This is a genomic window from Lysinibacillus sp. ZYM-1 (assembly GCF_001308875.1).
Classification (GTDB): domain Bacteria; phylum Bacillota; class Bacilli; order Bacillales_A; family Planococcaceae; genus Lysinibacillus.
Window position 1 is genome coordinate 1 of the sequence record NZ_KQ465159.1, and the last position, 18,315, is coordinate 18,315.

At 35.5% G+C, this 18,315-nt stretch carries 17 protein-coding genes and 1 pseudogene; 10 read left to right on the forward strand and 8 right to left on the reverse strand.

Annotation, left to right across the window (positions count from 1 at the left end; genetic code table 11):
* Positions 1-205: 205 nt before the first annotated feature.
* From AO843_RS22810 to AO843_RS22830, 5 genes are read right to left on the reverse strand one after another with little or no spacing between them, the layout of a single operon-like run.
* Positions 206-1,279: an ABC transporter substrate-binding protein gene (locus AO843_RS22810; RefSeq protein ID WP_054613350.1), complete on the reverse strand. Its 1,074-nt coding sequence runs from the start codon at positions 1,277-1,279 to the stop codon at positions 206-208.
* Positions 1,276-2,073: an ABC transporter permease gene (locus AO843_RS22815; RefSeq protein ID WP_054613351.1), complete on the reverse strand. Its 798-nt coding sequence runs from the start codon at positions 2,071-2,073 to the stop codon at positions 1,276-1,278. Before AO843_RS22815 ends, AO843_RS22810 begins: the two co-directional genes overlap by 4 nt.
* Entirely contained in the window at positions 2,070-2,879 is an 810-nt protein-coding gene (locus AO843_RS22820) for an ABC transporter permease (RefSeq protein WP_054613352.1), read from the reverse strand. The genes AO843_RS22815 and AO843_RS22820 overlap by 4 nt, the downstream gene beginning before the upstream one ends.
* Complete coding sequence (locus AO843_RS22825) at positions 2,869-3,975, reverse strand: ABC transporter ATP-binding protein (RefSeq protein ID WP_054613353.1); 1,107 nt, start codon at positions 3,973-3,975, stop codon at positions 2,869-2,871. Before AO843_RS22825 ends, AO843_RS22820 begins: the two co-directional genes overlap by 11 nt.
* A 17-nt stretch (positions 3,976-3,992) precedes the next feature.
* Complete coding sequence (locus tag AO843_RS22830; protein WP_054613354.1) at positions 3,993-4,535, reverse strand: helix-turn-helix domain-containing protein; 543 nt, start codon at positions 4,533-4,535, stop codon at positions 3,993-3,995.
* Between the two features lie 406 nt (positions 4,536-4,941).
* On the opposite strand from AO843_RS22830, the gene AO843_RS22835 reads away from it, so the two are divergent.
* The 7 genes from AO843_RS22835 (at position 4,942) to AO843_RS22865 (ending at position 10,285) form a co-directional block, all read left to right on the forward strand.
* Positions 4,942-5,484: a peroxiredoxin gene (locus tag AO843_RS22835; RefSeq protein WP_004224676.1), complete on the forward strand. Its 543-nt coding sequence runs from the start codon at positions 4,942-4,944 to the stop codon at positions 5,482-5,484.
* A gap of 184 nt (positions 5,485-5,668) precedes the next feature.
* On the forward strand, positions 5,669-6,124 hold the full coding sequence (locus AO843_RS22840) for a TlpA family protein disulfide reductase (RefSeq protein WP_054613355.1): 456 nt from the start codon (positions 5,669-5,671) through the stop codon (positions 6,122-6,124).
* Positions 6,125-6,277: 153 nt separating this feature from the next.
* The gene (locus tag AO843_RS22845; protein WP_031418843.1) at positions 6,278-6,940 is read left to right on the forward strand and encodes a potassium channel family protein; all 663 of its coding nucleotides are present in this window, start codon (positions 6,278-6,280) and stop codon (positions 6,938-6,940) included.
* A 6-nt stretch (positions 6,941-6,946) separates the two neighbouring features.
* Positions 6,947-7,426: a hypothetical protein gene (locus AO843_RS22850; protein ID WP_054613356.1), complete on the forward strand. Its 480-nt coding sequence runs from the start codon at positions 6,947-6,949 to the stop codon at positions 7,424-7,426.
* A 143-nt stretch (positions 7,427-7,569) separates the two neighbouring features.
* Entirely contained in the window at positions 7,570-8,664 is a 1,095-nt protein-coding gene (locus AO843_RS22855) for a GNAT family N-acetyltransferase (protein ID WP_197278991.1), read from the forward strand.
* Positions 8,665-8,802: 138 nt separating this feature from the next.
* Complete coding sequence (locus AO843_RS22860; protein ID WP_054613358.1) at positions 8,803-9,297, forward strand: GNAT family N-acetyltransferase; 495 nt, start codon at positions 8,803-8,805, stop codon at positions 9,295-9,297.
* Between the two features lie 16 nt (positions 9,298-9,313).
* Positions 9,314-10,285 carry a S66 family peptidase gene (locus AO843_RS22865; RefSeq protein WP_054613359.1) on the forward strand — a complete coding sequence of 324 codons (972 nt, stop codon included), beginning with the start codon at positions 9,314-9,316 and terminating at the stop codon, positions 10,283-10,285.
* Between the two features lie 36 nt (positions 10,286-10,321).
* Here the strand turns inward: AO843_RS22865 and AO843_RS22870 are convergent, their stop codons facing one another.
* The 3 genes from AO843_RS22870 to AO843_RS22880 all read right to left on the reverse strand — a co-directional run bounded on the left by AO843_RS22870 (position 10,322) and on the right by AO843_RS22880 (position 12,641).
* Complete coding sequence (locus tag AO843_RS22870; RefSeq protein WP_156314025.1) at positions 10,322-10,867, reverse strand: GNAT family N-acetyltransferase; 546 nt, start codon at positions 10,865-10,867, stop codon at positions 10,322-10,324.
* A gap of 135 nt (positions 10,868-11,002) precedes the next feature.
* A complete protein-coding gene (locus AO843_RS22875; RefSeq protein ID WP_054613361.1) occupies positions 11,003-11,206 on the reverse strand; it encodes a hypothetical protein in 204 nt (67 codons plus the stop codon).
* A 172-nt stretch (positions 11,207-11,378) separates the two neighbouring features.
* Entirely contained in the window at positions 11,379-12,641 is a 1,263-nt protein-coding gene (locus AO843_RS22880) for a dicarboxylate/amino acid:cation symporter (RefSeq protein ID WP_054613362.1), read from the reverse strand.
* A gap of 401 nt (positions 12,642-13,042) precedes the next feature.
* Between AO843_RS22880 and AO843_RS22885 the strand changes: the two are divergent.
* The 3 genes and pseudogenes from AO843_RS22885 (at position 13,043) to mprF (ending at position 18,097) form a co-directional block, all read left to right on the forward strand.
* Positions 13,043-14,460 (forward strand): annotated as a pseudogene (locus tag AO843_RS22885) (ATP-binding protein).
* Positions 14,461-15,165, forward strand: a complete 705-nt coding sequence (locus tag AO843_RS22890) for a response regulator (RefSeq protein ID WP_054613363.1) — start codon at positions 14,461-14,463, stop codon at positions 15,163-15,165. It begins immediately after the preceding pseudogene.
* Between the two features lie 406 nt (positions 15,166-15,571).
* Entirely contained in the window at positions 15,572-18,097 is a 2,526-nt protein-coding gene (gene mprF / locus AO843_RS22895) for a bifunctional lysylphosphatidylglycerol flippase/synthetase MprF (RefSeq protein ID WP_054613364.1), read from the forward strand.
* The last annotated feature ends 218 nt before the right edge of the window (positions 18,098-18,315 follow it).

The window sequence follows — 18,315 nt, forward strand, 5'->3', positions numbered from 1 at the left end:
GGAAAGAAGGCACATTCTGTTCAAATCGAACGGAATGTGCCTTGTTTTTGTCTAAAAAACCAAGAGTTATAAAAAACGTAAGTTTTTCAGTGTCCTCGTGCAATACCGAACTCATTTTACTCAGGCTTGCCTAATAAAATAACCGTGTCTAACTTTATGGTCGACACTCTGGGAGGAAAAACATATTGTTTTTCATCTTTAATATTTATCGAATACTCATTTTAAATTCTAAAAACAATTCATTATATTTCCCTAAATAATCTGGCCCTAAGTTTTTGTAGACTTCTAATGTATCGCGTTGTTCTTCTGAAGGGTAGTAACGTTCATCGGTAACAACCTCTTCATCCATTAAGTCCATGGCAGCGATATTTGGCGTAGAGTAGCCAACATAATCAGCATTTTGAGCACCAGATTTAGCACTTAGCATAAAATTAATAAAGGCATGTGCACCATCGATATTTTTCGATGTTTTTGGGATAACCATATTATCGAACCATAAATTGGAGCCTTCTTCAGGTACAGCAAAATCCAAATCTTCATTTTCAGACATCATGTCTGCTGCCTGACCAGACCAAGTGAGAGCTACAGTTGCTTCATTATTGATCATTAATGGAGTAATTTCATCTCCAATGATAGCTTTTACATTTGGTGCAAGTGTGATCAACTTGTCGGTTGCTTCCCGCAGTTCTTGATCATTCAATGAATTCAATGAGTGTCCAAGGCTGTTTAAGCCCATTCCAATAACCTCACGGGCGCCATCTACTAAAAAGACTTTTCTTTTTAATGAAGGGTCCCATAAATCGTCCCAAGAAGAGAAATCTAAATTCCCAACTAGTTTTGGATTATAGACAATTCCAACTGTTCCCCAGAAGTAAGGAACTGAATATTTATTGTCATCATCGAATGGTAAATCTAGAAAATAAGGATCGATATTTTTAAAATTTGGGATTTTCGTTTTGTCTAAAGGAATCAATAAATTATCTTCCTTCATTTTTTCAATCATATATTCAGAAGGGACAGCAATATCGTACGCTGTACCGCCTTGTTGTATTTTTGTCATCATGGCTTCATTGGAGTCAAATGTTTCATAGATGACATGAATGCCTGTTTCTTTTTCAAACTCTTTCAATAAATCAGGGTCAATATACTCTCCCCAGTTAAAAATAGTTAAAGTGTTTTTTCCACTTTTACCGCCACCTGCACTCAAGGCGTCAGCAGCATAGAATAAAAGGGCAGAAACAACAAGGATAGCGATGGTTGCTTGAATTAATGACTTCATTGTTGTCCCTCCGTTCTTTTACTTGTGCGACTTGTAATGAAGTAATAACCAACCACAACTAAAACTGTCACAAAGAATACTAAACCAGAAATAGCGTTAACTGTTAGAGATATTCCTGCACGAGCCATTGAGTAGATTTCAACGGATAATGTACTGAAGCCATTGCCAGTTACGAAAAATGTCACGGCAAAATCATCTAATGAATACGTAAGGGCCAGGAAGAATCCTGCAAAAATACCTGGCTGAATATAAGGTAAAATGACACGCATCATAACATCCTTTTTTGTTGCTCCTAAATCTAAGGCAGCATCGATAAGTGAATTATTCATTTCTAGCAGTTTAGGTAAAACCATTAACACTACAATCGGTACACTAAACGCCACGTGTGCTAATAATACCGAAGCAAAGCCCAATTTTATGCCAACCATTGTAAATAAGATTAAAAAGCTTGCACCAATGATGACATCGGGGCTGACGATTAAGACATTGTTTAAGGATAATAACGTATTGCGCATTTTTGAATCCCTTACTGTCACGATACCGATTGCTCCTAGTGTCCCAATAATAGTAGAAATCAGAGCAGAAAGTAATGCTACGATAACAGTATTAATTAAAATAACAAGTAGTCGTGAATCTTCAAAAACAGCCTGATAATGCTCGAAAGTAAAGGACTCAAAGTTATTCATGGAGCCACCACTATTGAACGAGTAAAAAATTAAATAGAAGATTGGTGCATACAGAACGATAAAAACAATCGTTAAATAGACTTTGGCTGATGCAGAAAGTTTGTTCATCGTACGCGACCTCCTTTATCTTTTTGCCCCGTAATAAGCATAATGATCACCATAAATAAAATTAAGAATACTGCAATAGTCGAACCCATTCCCCAGTTTTGTGTCACAAGGAATTGCTGCTCAATAGCTGTACCAAGCGTGATTACACGATTTCCTGCAATTAAGCGAGTAATCATGAAAAGTGAAAGAGCAGGGATAAAGACAACCTGAATACCTGATTTAACGCCATCCATTGTTAATGGTAAAACAACGCGACGGAAAGTTGTAAAGGCAGATGCCCCTAAATCACGAGACGCATAAATGAGTGTTGGGTTTAAGCGATCTAAAGAATTGAAAATCGGTAAAATCATAAATGGAATAAAAATATACACGGACACAAAGACAAAGCTAATATCTGTAAAGAGCATTTGCTTAGGATCGAAGCCAAATACTTCAATAAATGCATTTAGCGGACCGTATAAGCCAAAGATGCCGATAAAGGCATATGTTTTTAATAATAGATTAATCCATGAAGGAATAATAATAAGCAGAAGCCAAAGTTGTTTATGCTTTGTTTTCGTTAAAAAGTAAGCAGTCGGGTATGAAATTAATAAAGTAAAGAAGGTAATTAAAAATGCATACCAGAAAGAGCTTAATGTCATTTTTAAGTAAACAGAAGTAAAGAACGCTTTATAATTATCGAGCGTGAAATTGCCATGTAAATCAAGTAGGGAATAATAAACAACGAGTGCAATCGGCGCGATAACGAAAAAGGCAATCCATAAAACATATGGAAATAACGCTGATTTCGATGTCTTAGTTTGCATCTTCTTCGTCTCCGTACGATTCTAATCGTTTATCGAACTCTTCCTCTGTTTCATTTAAGCGCATTACATGAATCGCCTCTGAATCAAAGTCTAAGCCAATTTCTGTCCCTACTTCAGCTTTTTTCAATGAATGGACTAGCCACTCATTGCCATCTTTATCATACGTAGATAATTCATAATGTACGCCCCGGAATAATTGTGTATCTACTTTTACCACAAGTTTCCCTTTATCAATAGTCGTCATTTCTAAATCTTCTGGACGAATAACAATATCAATTTTCTCATTTGGTTTCATCCCTTGGTCAACACATTCGAAAACCTTACCAGCAAATTCAACCTTGAAATCCTCAATCATAACTCCAGGTACTATATTAGATTCACCAATAAAATCTGCCACGAAGCGATTAATCGGTTCATCGTAAATATCTACTGGTGTACCGGATTGCTGAATTTGTCCTTCACTTAAGACAAAAATTTCATCACTCATGGCAAGTGCTTCCTCCTGATCATGAGTAACGAAAACAAATGTTTTGCCAAGACGTTGCTGTAATTCACGCAATTCGTATTGCATTTCTGTACGTAACTTTAAGTCTAATGCTGAAAGTGGCTCATCCAGTAAAATAACTTCAGGGTCGTTGACAATGGCACGTGCAATCGCGACACGTTGACGTTGACCACCGGACATTTCAGAGATTTCACGGTTGCCATAGCCTGCTAAATTTACAAATTTTAGAGCTTCAGCGACACGCTCTTTTATTTCCTTTTCAGATAACTTCTTAATGCGGAGTCCAAAAGCGACATTTTCAAATACATTTAAATGTGGGAATAAAGCATAATCTTGAAAAACAGTATTCACTTGACGTTCATTGGCAGGAACAGAATTTATTTTTTTATCATGGAAAAACACATCCCCTGTTGTAGGTTCTGTGAATCCAGCAATAATTCGTAAAATAGTTGTTTTCCCACAACCAGACGGACCAAGGAGTGTATAAAATTTGCCCTTTTCGAGCTCTAAGTTGATATTCTTTAAGACGACTGTTCCGTCACTATAAGACTTTGAAACATTTTCAAAACGGATAATGGAATTCATTGTCATTGATGCGCCTCCTTAAGCTATAAATATGAATCCGTTGCAACGAGTAAAATTTTCGTTTCAGCAGCATGTGCATTAAAAATTTGATGATGATCTGTCGCGTCAAAATAAAGAGCATTGCCTTCACTTGCGATATATTGTTCATTCCCTAAAACGAGACGAATACGCCCTTTGACTACATAAATAAATGTTTCTGAGAGTGATGGCTCAAATTGTTTGAATTCGCCATTAGCTTCAAAAGTTAAGAAAATAGGCTCCATTTCTTTTTCGTTGGATGTAGGGATGAGCCATTGAATTTCGTATTTTTTTTCTTCATCCGAAAAGGTGGATTGATCTTCATCTGTATAAACAACCTTTTGTTCAGGTGATTCATCATCAAAAAATTCCTTAGGTGTTGACCCTAACACTTCTAGTATCGAAAAGAGTGTTTCAATAGAAGGTGAATTCAAATCACGTTCTAATTGGGAAATATAACCTTTGCTTAAATCTGTACGTTCTCCAAGTTCCTCTTGGGTAAGACCTTTTTTTAAACGAAGCCCCTTAATTTTTGCTCCTATTTGCATCTTTTCCCTCCTAGAAGAAGTTTAGCAATCATAAACTTTTGAAATATGAAGTTTACTTTAACGAAACTTTTAGTTTACTAAAACCATTACAATTATACATAATAATAAAAAATTTGCAATCGTTTTTTATGAAAAAAATAGCTATAAAATATTGAAAAATAAGTCATAAATGAAGTGGAGAAAAAAATTGTATAGGGGAGAATATTGTTGGCAAAGATAGCTAATAAATAAGTTATAGCAGTAATTTTAATTTCGTATTTGACGATTTTTTGTCTTGGCACTTCAATCGTGTAAGTGGGCGAAGCTTACTTGTTTGAAAAACTACGTTTACTCTGCTATCGTAGAAGACGAGTTCGCTTGTGCGAATGGAATATATAAACTACATATTTATTCGGAGGGATTTATTATGGCAGAACGCATGGTAGGTAAACAAGCACCTGACTTTACAATGGAAGCAGTACTTTCAGACAAATCATTTGGGAAAGTATCATTAGAAGATATTAAAGCACAAGATAAATGGACAGTACTTTTCTTCTATCCAATGGACTTCACATTCGTATGTCCAACAGAAATCACTGCAATGAGCGATCGTTATGACGAGTTCGAAGACTTAGATGCAGAAGTAATCGGTGTTTCTACTGATACAATCCATACTCACTTAGCATGGATTAATACTGACCGCACTCAAAATGGTCTTGGCGAATTAAAATATCCATTAGCGGCTGATACAAACCACCAAGTATCTAAAGAGTACGGTGTTTTAATTGAAGAAGAAGGTATCGCATTACGCGGTTTATTCATCATTAACCCAGAAGGCGAATTAAAATACCAAACAGTATTCGATAATAACATCGGTCGTGATGTTGATGAAACGTTACGTGTACTTCAAGCATTACAAACTGGCGGTCTTTGCCCAGCAAACTGGCGTCCAGGTCAAGCAACTCTATAATAAAATAGGGTTGAGTCATTAATTAACAAATAAAGAGTCCCCACGACATGTTTGTGGGGACTTTTAAGTGAATTGACGAATGAATGTTAATTTACTTTCCCTTAGATTGTAATAGATTTTTGGTAGATTTTTCGACCTAATCTAAAACCACTGAAGACAAACAATATATTAGAGGAGGATTTTTATGAAACTTCGTGAACAAATGCCTGAACTAATTGGCGCAACGACTTGGTTAAATGGAGAAGCAACAAAAGCAGAATTAGTAGGAAAAAAACCAACATTAATTCATTTCTGGTCAGTGAGCTGTCATTTATGTAAAGAAGCTATGCCTGATGTTAATAATTTCCGTGATCAATATAAAGATGAACTAAATGTTGTAGCAGTACATATGCCACGTTCTGAAGCAGATACTGATTTAGAAACAATTAAAGCAGTTGCTGCTGAGCATGACATTGTGCAACCAATCTTTGTGGATAGCGAAATGAAGTTAACAGATGCTTTTGAAAACCAATATGTACCTGCTTACTTTGTGTTTGATAAAGATGGTCAGCTGCGTCATATGCAAGCTGGTGGTAGCGGTATGAAGATGCTAGAAAAACGTGTAAATCGCGTGCTGGATGAAATGCGTAACGCTGAATAATAACAGTAAGGTATGACGGGGATTTAGGTCCTCGTCTTTTTTTATGTTTTGAGAGTTACCGAGCAATGACGAATAGGCTCTTGTTTTGACAATACATATCGCCGAGAATACGCTACAATGATGATATAGTAGTTTTCGGAGGGATTTTTTATGATGAAAAAAGAGTTTGCGGTCATAGGGCTTGGACGTTTTGGTGGAAGTATTGTACGTGAATTAATGAGTCAAGGTGCTCAAGTGATGGCAATCGACCATTCCTCAGAGCGTGTAGACGAATTTGCTTCTATTGCTACACAAGCTGTCATTGCAGATTCAACAGATGAATCGGTACTAAATTCATTAGGTATCCGTAATTTTGAGCATGTGATTGTAGCAATCGGGGAAGATATTCAGGCTAGTATCTTAACAACGATTATTTTAAAAGAAATTGGTGTGGAGCAAATTACAGTAAAGGCTCAAAATGATTACCATGAAAAAGTATTGCGTAAAATCGGTGCTGACTTTGTGGTCCATCCAGAAAGGGATATGGGTATTCGTATTGCTAATAATATGCTATCCAATACAGTACTAGATTATTTAGAGCTTTCAGATGAACACTCTATTATGGAATTAAAGGCAAATGATGCGATAGCTGGATATTCTATTATGGATTTAGATATTCGAGCAAAGTATGGTATTAACATTGTAGGTCTTAAACGTGGAGCGGATATAATCGTATCGCCACAGGCAAGTGATAAGATTTTATTGGGAGATATTATGCTTGTGATTGGTGCTGATGTTGATATCAATCGATTTGTTAAAAAGGCATTGAATGGGTAACAGACAATGACTAAACGAAGATGGAGACTTATTATATTTGCGGCTATTTTACTGATTGGTGCTTTTACGGTGCAATCACGTGAAAAAAATGAGAATGAAGCGATTTCTCTTATTATAGATCAAGCTACAAAAATTGATTCGGTTGAATTATTCAAAGGGGAACAATCTTTATTTCAGGCGACCAACGACGAAGCTAAAGAATTTATTGAGAAATACCCATTAAGCCATATAAAGAAACTTTCTAAAAAAGAAAGAACAATCTTTGAAGAAAAGCCTGCCTATCACATTGTTTATAAAATAAAGGACAAACAGCTTTATGAAGTGGACATTTTAAAAGTTGCGATTAGTTCTGAATTAGACGAAGAATTGCAACAAATGGTCTTTACTATCGGTGACAAGCAATATTTGATTTATTGGGCTAAAGAGAAAAGGGCACTAGAACAATCGACCAATACACAGCGTTTACTTGAGGAATATCAACATTAATAGTGAAGGTAGTGACACAGCAGTTAGAGCTGGTCACTACTTTTTTGTATACCTATAGGTAATATTTAGGAAAAATGTTTGATTTCAGTATGATAATTCGATTAAACTTTGACATAAAGAAGGGGGTAAAATGATTGAAGTTTATGTCAAGTAACTGTGTGATCGAACGTATACAACCCGAACACTACATAGATATTCAGGAGCTCTACTCAAATGAAAAGGTCAGAACGTATCTTGGGGGAGTTCCTCAAGAAAGCTATATAGAGACTTCCTTTAGAGGCATGCTAGAAGCACCATTTCCAAATATATATTTCTATATCTCATTAAAGACGACAGGGGAATTTATAGGTCTTGTATCAATCGATGAATATCATGATCAAGAGATGTATGAACTTTCCTATCAATTTCTTCCCCAGTATTGGGGGAGGGGGTTAGCGTTTGAAGTTCTTACGCAAGTGATTGAGGAGGGCTTAAATTACTTAAATATATCCTCAATCGTGGCAGAGACACAAACAGCTAATCGTGCATCTTGTCGCTTACTTGAAAAGTTAGGGATGAACAAAGTACAAGTGCTTGAAAGATTCGGTCAGGAACAAGCCGTATACGAATTAAGAAAAACAGGTGATGTAACAAGACAAATCATTGCCATATCCAGCGGAGGATTTTCTCAACAAACCCCATCGTTTATCGATGATTATATTTTGCGCCAAATTAATACAAATGAACGAATCAAAATTTGTTTTATCCCTACAGCAAGTAATGATGCACAGGGATATATCGATAAGTTTTATTCAGCATTTACACATTGTGAGGCAACTCATATTTTACAAGAGGATATGCGTGACATAAATATTCGAGAGAAATTATTGGCCCAGGACATTATTTATGTAGGTGGTGGGAATACCAAGTTTCTTCTTGAAAAATGGCATGCCTATCATTTCGACGAGCTGTTGAAGGAAGCTTATAAAAGCGGTGTTATTTTAGCTGGCAACAGTGCTGGTGCAATGTGTTGGTTTGACATATGTTTTAGTGAAAATAAAAACAATGATTATGAGGAATACAACGGACTAGGTATACTATCAGGAACAGTGTGTCCACATTATGATGATCAAGAGCGAAGCAAGCTATTTGATAATTGGGTGGAAAATTATTCAACAGTGCAGGCGTATACGCTTTATGATACAGAGACACTTCACTTTAACAATGAAAAATTAGTTGCTAAAATTCAAAGTTATTAGAAGGGAAGAGAAAATATGCGAATTCCTCAAAAATAGCGATTGCTGATGAGATTCGTATTATCGCTCCAAGTCGAAGTGCCAAAGTTTTAACAGTGTAGATGGTTGAACTAACAAATATTTGGAAGTGAGGTACTTTAAATGAGGATACGAGCAGCAACACGAAATGATAGTGTGCAAATTATAGCTGTTATGACAAATGCGGAGGCATCCAATCTTATGTTATTTGGACCCGGTGAGCGAAAAATTGAGCCCGAGCAATTTGCAAATTATATAGAAAAGCTTTATCATAGCACCCATTCAGCTTTATTCGTAGGTGAGATAGATGAGAAAGTGGTCGCTTACTTAGTTGCACAAGGTAATGAACCATCTAGACTTGCCCACCGTGTTTATCTTGTCATTGGCATACATAGTGACTATAGGGGGAGAAAAATCGGGACGGCCTTATTTAGCCACGTAGAAAATTGGGCCAAAGATAATAGTATCCATCGTCTCGAATTAACGGTTATGGAAAATAATGAAGCTGGGATTGCTTTATATAAGAAAATGGGCTTTGAGATTGAGGGAACGAAACGGGATTCCTTGTATGTGGATGGACAATATATCAATGAGTATTACATGTCAAAATTAGTATAAGGAAAGGAACATATAGATGATTAACATCGGTATTTATTCACCTTCCTCTCCAGCAACGTTTAACGCTTTGAAACGTTATGAGCGTGCAAAAGCATTTCTGGAAGAGAGAAATTTTCACATTGTAGCAGGTTCCCTTACTGGTAGATCCGATTATTATCGCTCAGGTTCACCAAAAGAACGTGCAGAAGAATTAAATGAATTACTCCGCAATCCTCATGTGGATATTATTATGTCTACGATAGGGGGCACTAATTCCAATAGTATGCTACCTTATATTGATTATGAGGCTTTTCGTCGTCATCCTAAAATCGTTGTAGGTTACTCTGATGCAACGGCCATTTTACTGGCGCTTTATGCAAAGACAAATATTTCAACTTTTTATGGTCCAGCATTAGTGCCTTCCTTTGGAGAGTTTGAGCCTTTAGTCAATGACACCTACAAGTTTTTTGAGGATTATTTCTTCCAACCTCAGGCAGTTCCTTATGAAATTCAAAAGCCTCCTTACTGGTCGGATGAGCCTGTCAATTGGCTAGAGAAAACAGTGGAGAAAAGGTTAACAAAGAATGAATGGTTAACAGTACGAGAGGGAGTTGTAGAAGGTAGGCTAATCGGAGGAAATGTTAATGCCATGTATGGTTTTATTGGTACTCCTTATTTCCCAGAAATTGCTGAAGGGGACATTTTATTAATGGAAGATTGCATGAAAGATGCAGCAACTGTTGAAAAGAATTTTGCGATGCTCAAATTGCATGGAGTCTTTCACAAAGTAAGTGGTATTATTTTGGGCAAACATGAATGTTACGATGACCTAGGAACTGGACGACAGCCATATGATATTTTACTAGAACAATTGGATGATATGATCATACCTATTTTGGCAGATGTGGATATATGTCATACACATCCTATGCACCCGATAGCGATCGGTAAACGCGTGAGGCTAGATGCAACAGCTAAAAAGATCTATTGTATCGAAAAATGGTTGTAAGTAGTAAGCCTTGCTAATTTTGCAAGGCTTTGTTTGTTATGGATTCCTATAATCATCATCGGTTATAGCGTATATTTTCACATTTTGATATTGCTCTTTGACGAACATACTTTTACGTAATAGCCCCTCAAACTGCATCCCTGATTTCTCCATAACTTTTTGAGAGCCAATGTTTTCTTCAAAGCATCTTGCTTGAATACGCACCAGATTCAATTCCTTAAAACCGAAGTCAATCAACTTTTTTGTTGCTTCCGTTGTAATTCCTTTATTCCAATAATCTTCCGAAAGAACATAACCGATTTCCGCAAATTTATGTGTATCATTAATCGTAACAAAGTCGATTGTCCCAATTAGCGTTCCACAATATTCAATTCCCCAAAGCAAATGATTGCCTTGTTGGTACCCACTTAATATCAACGTAACAAAAGCTTTAGTATCCTCTATACTTGTATGTGCTTGCCATGTTACATAACGTGCTACACTATCCCGAGAAGCATAAACGAACATGGCTTCTATATCCTGAGTTGTAACAGGTCTTAAAAGTAGCCTTTCCGTTTTCAAAATAGGTACATTATTTTTCATATATTTTCCTCCCTTCATATTTATAGTATATAAAAAAGTTGACCCGGGAATGAAATTGGGTCAACTTTTTATAAAATGTCGATTAATGAATACTAATCATCTGTGGATACCCTCTATGCTGTGCTAAATCTCATTTTACTGATAGCGTTTAGCGGTAGCAGAGGAGTTCTTTGTTTTTGTTTTTTGTTGTTCATCCTTTACTTTTTCATTCAGTTCTTCGACAGGTATTGGATCAACTGTTTTCATATCCTCATGTTTATCAAAAATACTCTCTTTCGCTGTGTCCAACACATCGGGGTTATTTGTATTACGCGTTTTAGCATGTTTTTTATTAGTCATTTATGATCACCTCTTACTTTAAACTTTCACCTTTTTACTAGAGTTTAAAAATGATAGTTTTTGGTGATAGTGAAGACTATTCGTTTGTGGTTTGCCTGCTAAATAGAAAAAACCTTGGATGAAATGAAAAGGGTAGTGAAACAGCAATGGCTGTCATCACTCCCCCCTTTTCTTAGGATACAATAGTGGCCTTTCCTTGAAGTGCACGTTCTTCCATAGTTACATCAAACTCTTTTTCAGATTTAGACACTACAACACAGGCTACACCATTACCAATTAAATTTGTTACAGCACGAGCCTCAGACATAAAACGATCAACACCGATTAAAAGTGCTATTCCTTCCACTGGAATCATTGGGAAGGCAGCTAAAGTGGCTGCTAATGTGATAAACCCTGAACCTGTTACTCCCGCTGCACCTTTAGAAGTAATCATTAAAATCCCAAGTAGTGTAATGATTTGAATCCAAGTTAGTTCCATTCCATATGCTTGTGCAATAAACAATGCAGCCATTGATAGGTAGATAGAAGTCCCATCAAGGTTGAAGGAGTAACCAGTAGGAACGACTAAACCTACAACCTGCTTTGAGCAACCATAATTCTCGAGCTTTCGCATCATAGATGGAAGAGCTGATTCAGAAGAGGATGTACCGATAACTAAGAAAATCTCATCTTTGATGTATGCGATAAATTTAAAGATATTAAATCCAAAGAACTTTGCAATGGCACCTAAAATAAAGACAACAAATAAAAACATTGTAATATACACAGCAGCCATTAATAGACCTAGATTACCTAAAGATTTTAAACCAAAATTACCAATTGTATAGGCCATTGCACCAAAAGCTCCGATTGGTGATATTTTCATGACCATACTTACAATTTTGAAGAATATCTCTGCTACTTGCTCAAAAAATGTGATTACTGGTTTTGCAGGTGCTCCAATCGAGGCAGCTGCTAAGCCAAATAAAATAGCTGAGAATAGTACTGGTAATAGTTGACCAGTTGCCAATGCACCAACTACATTTTCTGGAATAATACTAGAAATGAATGCACCCAAGCCCTGCTCAGATTCAGCCGCAGCGGTTGTATATTTAGAAATATCAGCATCAGATGCACCTGATGTATCTAAACCTGTACCAGGGCTTACGATTAAAGCAACAGCAATTCCGATTGCTAGGGCAATTGTGGAAACTATTTCGAAGTAAAGTAATGCCTTACCTCCAATTTTCCCGACCTTTTTCATATCTCCCATACTACCAATTCCGATAACCACTGTTAGGAAGATAATTGGGGCAATTAACATTTTAATTAATTTAATGAATAGGTCTGCTAAGATTTTTAAGCTGGCACCGAACTCTGGGAAAATGGCCCCCACAATAATCCCAAGGATGATAGCCACTATAACCTGAACAGTCAAATTTTTCAGTAATTTCATTTTCTGCTACCTCTTTTCTAAATTTACTCTTTGGTATCGTTTTCACTAGACATATCATAGCGAATACTTCTAAGAAAAAGAGATTTAGAAAATAAGAAACATAACGTTCATTAAGTACATTTCCTTACATTCACATATAAATATAGTAATATCAATATTTTTCTCTGTTATGGTACGTTAAAGTTAATTAATTATTGTTATAATACAAAAACATAGAGTAATAAAAAAATTGATTTTAAATTATCTGTTTGTAATATTGTTCATTAAATTCAATATTTTCTGCTACTTATGTAGACTAAAGGTGTTGTCAAAAGAATTTTTTGCAGATAATCTTAAAAACATATCATAAATATGTGTGCTACTGATTATGAGAATGCGAATTGGAAAGGAAGGGATTTTTAATGATGAAAATGCCTGTAAACGGCAAAATACTGTTAGTGACATTTTTAATCATTGCACTCTCCTTTTTACTAGGTGGTATTTTTGTACTCGGTAACGTATTATCTGAACAAGAAAAAGATTTTGGTCAGCGTGCAATGCTTGTTGCACGAACTGTATCAAATGTACCAGAGCTTAGTGTACATTTGAAAAATGGCAATATAAAAGAAGCCTCAAAAAATATCAATAAAATTGTAGATGGTATTAGGGTAATTAATAAGGCCGAGTATATTGTTGTGATGAATATGGAACGTATTAAACTATCACATCCATAGTAATGCTACAAAGTTATGAGCGAGAAATTATGATAACGATTGTCATATCGCTGATTTTCAGTATTTTGGGCGCATATACACTTGGACGACATATAAAAAAACAAATGTTTGGGCTGGAACCTCATGAAATTGCAAAGATGTATGTGGAAAGAACAGAAACCTTTAATGCGATGCATGAGGGAATAATAGCGGTTGATAAGGAAATGAATATAACCATTTTTAATGAAAAAGCCGCTGCCATTTTAGGCGTCACTAGAAAAATAGAGGACTGTATTGGTCAAAAGATTTATGATGTATTGCCAGATACCCGTCTGCCTGAAATTGTTGAAACGGCAACACCTGTTTATGATCAAGAACTTTACATTAATCATCATAGTATTTTAAGTAATCGTGTACCAATTATTGTAAATGGTGATCTAGTTGGTGCAGTTGCCATGTTTAAGGATTTAACAGCTGTGAAAAAGCTTGCAGAGGAAGTAACGGGTGTGAAAGCCTTTGTTCAAGCATTACGTGTACAAACCCATGAGCATAAAAACAAGATTCATACAATTGCAGGTCTTCTGCAATTGGGACATACAAAGCAAGCACTTGAGTATGTTACAGTGACTACTGAAAATGAAGCATCATTAACGAAGTTTTTAAACGAACGCTTTCATAATGAAAATATTTCGGGTTTATTATTAAGTAAGGTAAGCTATGGCAAAGAATTAGGGATTGAGGTTGAGGTTGATCGAAAAAGTCATTTTAAACGCTTTCCGCCTCTATTAGATCATCATGATTTTGTTGTTTTACTTGGGAATTTAATCGAAAATGCTTTTGAGGCTTTAAATGTCCTTTCAAAAGAAGATAAATATGTAGCTATCTCTGTAGATGAGCATGATGGCGTATTAGCGATAGCAGTTTCTGATAATGGAATTGGAATGTCCAAAGAGGTGCAAGATCGGATGTTTGAAAATGGATTTTCGACAAAGGCTAGTGAAAATAGGGGCATTGGCTTGCATTTAATACATGAAATAGTCAGAAAAGGAAATGGAGATATTGAAGTAGTAAGTGAATTTATGAAAGGAACAAGTTTCTTAATCTTATTTGAGTTAGGAGAAGAATAGATGGATGTAATAAATGTCTTACTAATTGAAGATGATCCAATGGTACGTGAAGTGAACAGGCAGTTTATTGAGCAAATCAGGGGCTTTTCATTAATCGGCTATGCTAGCAATGGTATTGAGGGAATTCAAAAGATTAGGCAATTAACACCGGAGATTGTCTTTATGGATATTTTTATGCCAGAGCAAGATGGCATTATTACGTTAGGTAAAATCCGAGAGGAGCATCTTCCTGTTGATGTTATTGCTGTAACTGCTGCGAACGATATGCCCACTGTGCAGCGTATTTTACACTTAGGTGTCTATGATTATATTATGAAGCCTTTTACGTTTGAGCGGATTGAGCAGACTCTCAAAAATTATCAAAACTACAGAAAGAAAATAAAGGGTATGCAGGATTTAACCCAACATGATGTCGATCATTTAATGCAACAGCGTATTCCCGAGCAAGTTGCAATTTCAACAGGAATGGATGCAATTATTATAGAAGAACTACCAAAAGGGTTTAATCGAGCTACCTTAGATAAGGTGCTTGCGTATATTCAAAAAAGTGGTGGGGCAGTATCTGCGGAGGAGGTATCTACTTATATAGGTACAGCTCGTGTTACAGCTAGACGCTATCTAGACTTTTTAGAAAAGCAAAATCTATTAAAAGTAGATATACAATATGGAAGTGTTGGCCGTCCAATTCATCGTTATTATATTTAATGAAAATAGGTTTTAGTTAAATCAGATTTTCAAACCATATTTTGAAGAAGATGTATTAAGCTTTGATAAAAACAACAAGGACTAGCTGTTTGTATAAAATATTAAATCAATTAGTAAAGCTTTTGTCCGTATTACATATGATCATTTTTACTTCTCTATAGTATAGAGGAATGAAAATGATCATTTTCTTTTGGTTATGGAATAGAAAACTTCTAAGGTAAGGGTGAGTGCTGAAGTGTTCCATAGTTTGTCTATTAGTGTGAATAGTAGTTCCTTGCTTTGACAACACATATAGCAGAGAATACGTTACAATATGGAAATAGTCATTTACCTTGAAAAGTAGAACTGATTTCTAGTATAGATAATTTAAAGATTTAAGAAAGCTTATGGGGAGTAGGTTAGGCATATGTTTAACGTTCGAAAAGAGGCACTATTGAAATTTTTGAAGATTCTATTTCCAATAGTACTTATGGCGATAGCTATTTATGAAATTCAACAATCAGTGAGTGGAATAGATGTTCATTTACTTCGAAAAGAAGTGGGTGAACTACAGCTATGGGAGCTTTTATTGATTTTTCTCATCACCTTTTTTGCGATTACACCGATGATATTTTATGATGTTATTTTAGTAAAAATATTAGGAATCAATATCAATAAACGTAATTTACTCAATCATTCATTTATCGTAAATACTTTTGCCAATCTTATTGGCTTTGGTGGTCTAGTCGGTATATTCTTGAGGGATTACTTCTATTCCAAATATAAAGAGGATAAGGAAGGCGTGATAAAAAGTATTGCTACGGTAACACTGTTTTATTTAACAGGGATTTCGCTCTTAACCTGGATTATGTATATATTCTTTTGGGATTTCCCATTGCTGAAGGAAGAACGTTGGTTATCCATTGCAGTTATTCTTGTTAGCCTATATGTACCAGTTTTTTTAGCTATGCATATTATTCGCTATAAAAAGGAAAGTTCTATAAAGCCAAAAATATCACTTCAATTAATGATAACTTCGGTAGCTGAGTGGCTTGCTGTATTTTTAGTCATTTGGATATTAACGCTCATTTTGAAGATTCCAATAGAATTATCCGCGTTAATTCCCATATTTTTAATTGCTTCTAGTGCAGGAATAGTTAGTATGATACCTGGTGGAGTTGGCTCATTTGATCTCGTTTTTTTATGGGGTACACAAAGTATTGGAATTGCTGATGAAAAAGTGTTGTTCCTATTAATTTTGTACCGTGTTGGCTACTTTGTGCTACCTTTTTTGGTCTCCTCTCTCTTATTTATTAAAGAATATTGGATACGTTGGAATCAATCTTGGGATGACTTACCCAATATAATTTTTCAGAAGCTTAGTCACATGCTATTAACAATATTGGTGTTTATATCAGGCATTATTTTATTACTATCTGCAGCAATGCCAGGGGTTTTAAGTCGCCTTAAAATAGCTCAGGAATTTTTATCCTCTCCAATTATGAATGTTTCACATCAAATGACGGTAGCAGCTGGCTTTATCCTCTTAGGGTTATGTAGGGGGATAAAATATAAAGTAAAAAGGGCGTACCAGCTTGCGATCGTTGTACTGAGCAGTTCAGCGCTATTTTCTATTTTTAAGGGCCTTGATTATGAGGAAGCCATTTTTTTAGTGATTGTTGCAGCGTTATTAATAGTGTCTAAAAAGCAATTTTATCGAGAAAGCTATGTTTTGACATGGGGAATCGCCATACTTGATCTTGCTATAGTGACAGTTATTACAGCGATGTATGTGTTGATTGGTTATGTAAATTTACCTTCTGCCAAGATTCATTTTCCTAGTACCCTACAGGACTATATTATCACCGATTATCAAGATCTATTTTATAGTGCTATAATCGGCATTCTTATTGCCATTGTTATTTTTTATATTGGTTATTTTATTCGTACACCTAAGAAAATGATAAAACTTTTGTCTGTTGAGCAAGAGGGGGCTATCAAAAATCATTTGATGACCTATAAAGGAACTGAGTATTCTCATTTAATTTTTTTGCATGATAAATTTGTACATTGGAATAAAAAAGGTACAGTTTTATTCTCTTATCAAATTTATGCGGATAAGATTATCGTTCTTGGAGACCCGGTAGGAGATGAATCTGATTTGTTATCTGCTATCCAAGAGTTTTTGGAATTGGCCGATAGGCACGGTTATACACCCGTCTTTTATGAAATTAACAATAAAATTTTTTCTGCTTTGCACGAGTATGGGTATAGCTTTTTTAAGCTCGGCGAGGAGGCATTCGTAGATTTAGAGAAATTTACATTTACAGGTAAAGAAATGAAGAGTAGTCGAGCGATAAAAAATAAATTTGAACGAGAAAATTATAATGTGGAAATACTAAGTCCGCCTTATTCTCAGGAAGTCATGAAGGAATTGAAAGAGATATCCGCAAAATGGTTGCAGGGGAGGGCAGAGAAAGGTTTTTCACTTGGTTTTTTTGATGAACACTATTTAAGCACCTCAAACATTGCCGTTTTACGCGGAGCAAAAGGAACGTTTGGCTTTGCTAGTATCATGCCGATGTATGATAATGGTGAAAAAGTTTCAGTAGATCTTATGCGTTTTAAACCAGGCTCACCATCTGGAACAATGGATTTTATTTTTCTTTCACTGTTTGAATGGGCAAAATCAGAGGGCTATCGTGTCTTTAATATGGGAATGTCGCCTTTATCCAATGTCGGACAGTCTAGATATTCCTTTTTAAGTGAAAAAATAGCTGCACAAATATTTTTACATGGACAGTACTTCTATCATTTTAAAGGATTAAAAAACTTTAAATTAAAATATGCGGATTTTTGGATACCAAAGTATGTAGCGTATCGAAAGAAATCTTCATTACCATTTACCATGGCACAAATTACGTTGTTAATTGGGCAAAGGAGGAAAAAGTAAGTCATTTAAATTTTAATGCAAATAATTATAATTCAAGTATTTGTGAAGCAAAATGCTAGAGCATAAAAATTATTCTCAAGATATGGATAAAGATGAAAAAGCCCTACATATAGTAGGGCTTTCAGACTGTAGACAAACTCAAAAAATTTGAGAGTTTGCCTATAGTCTTTTTTCTTTTACAATGAAATAAAGTAAAGCCGTTGATTTCCACTACGGGC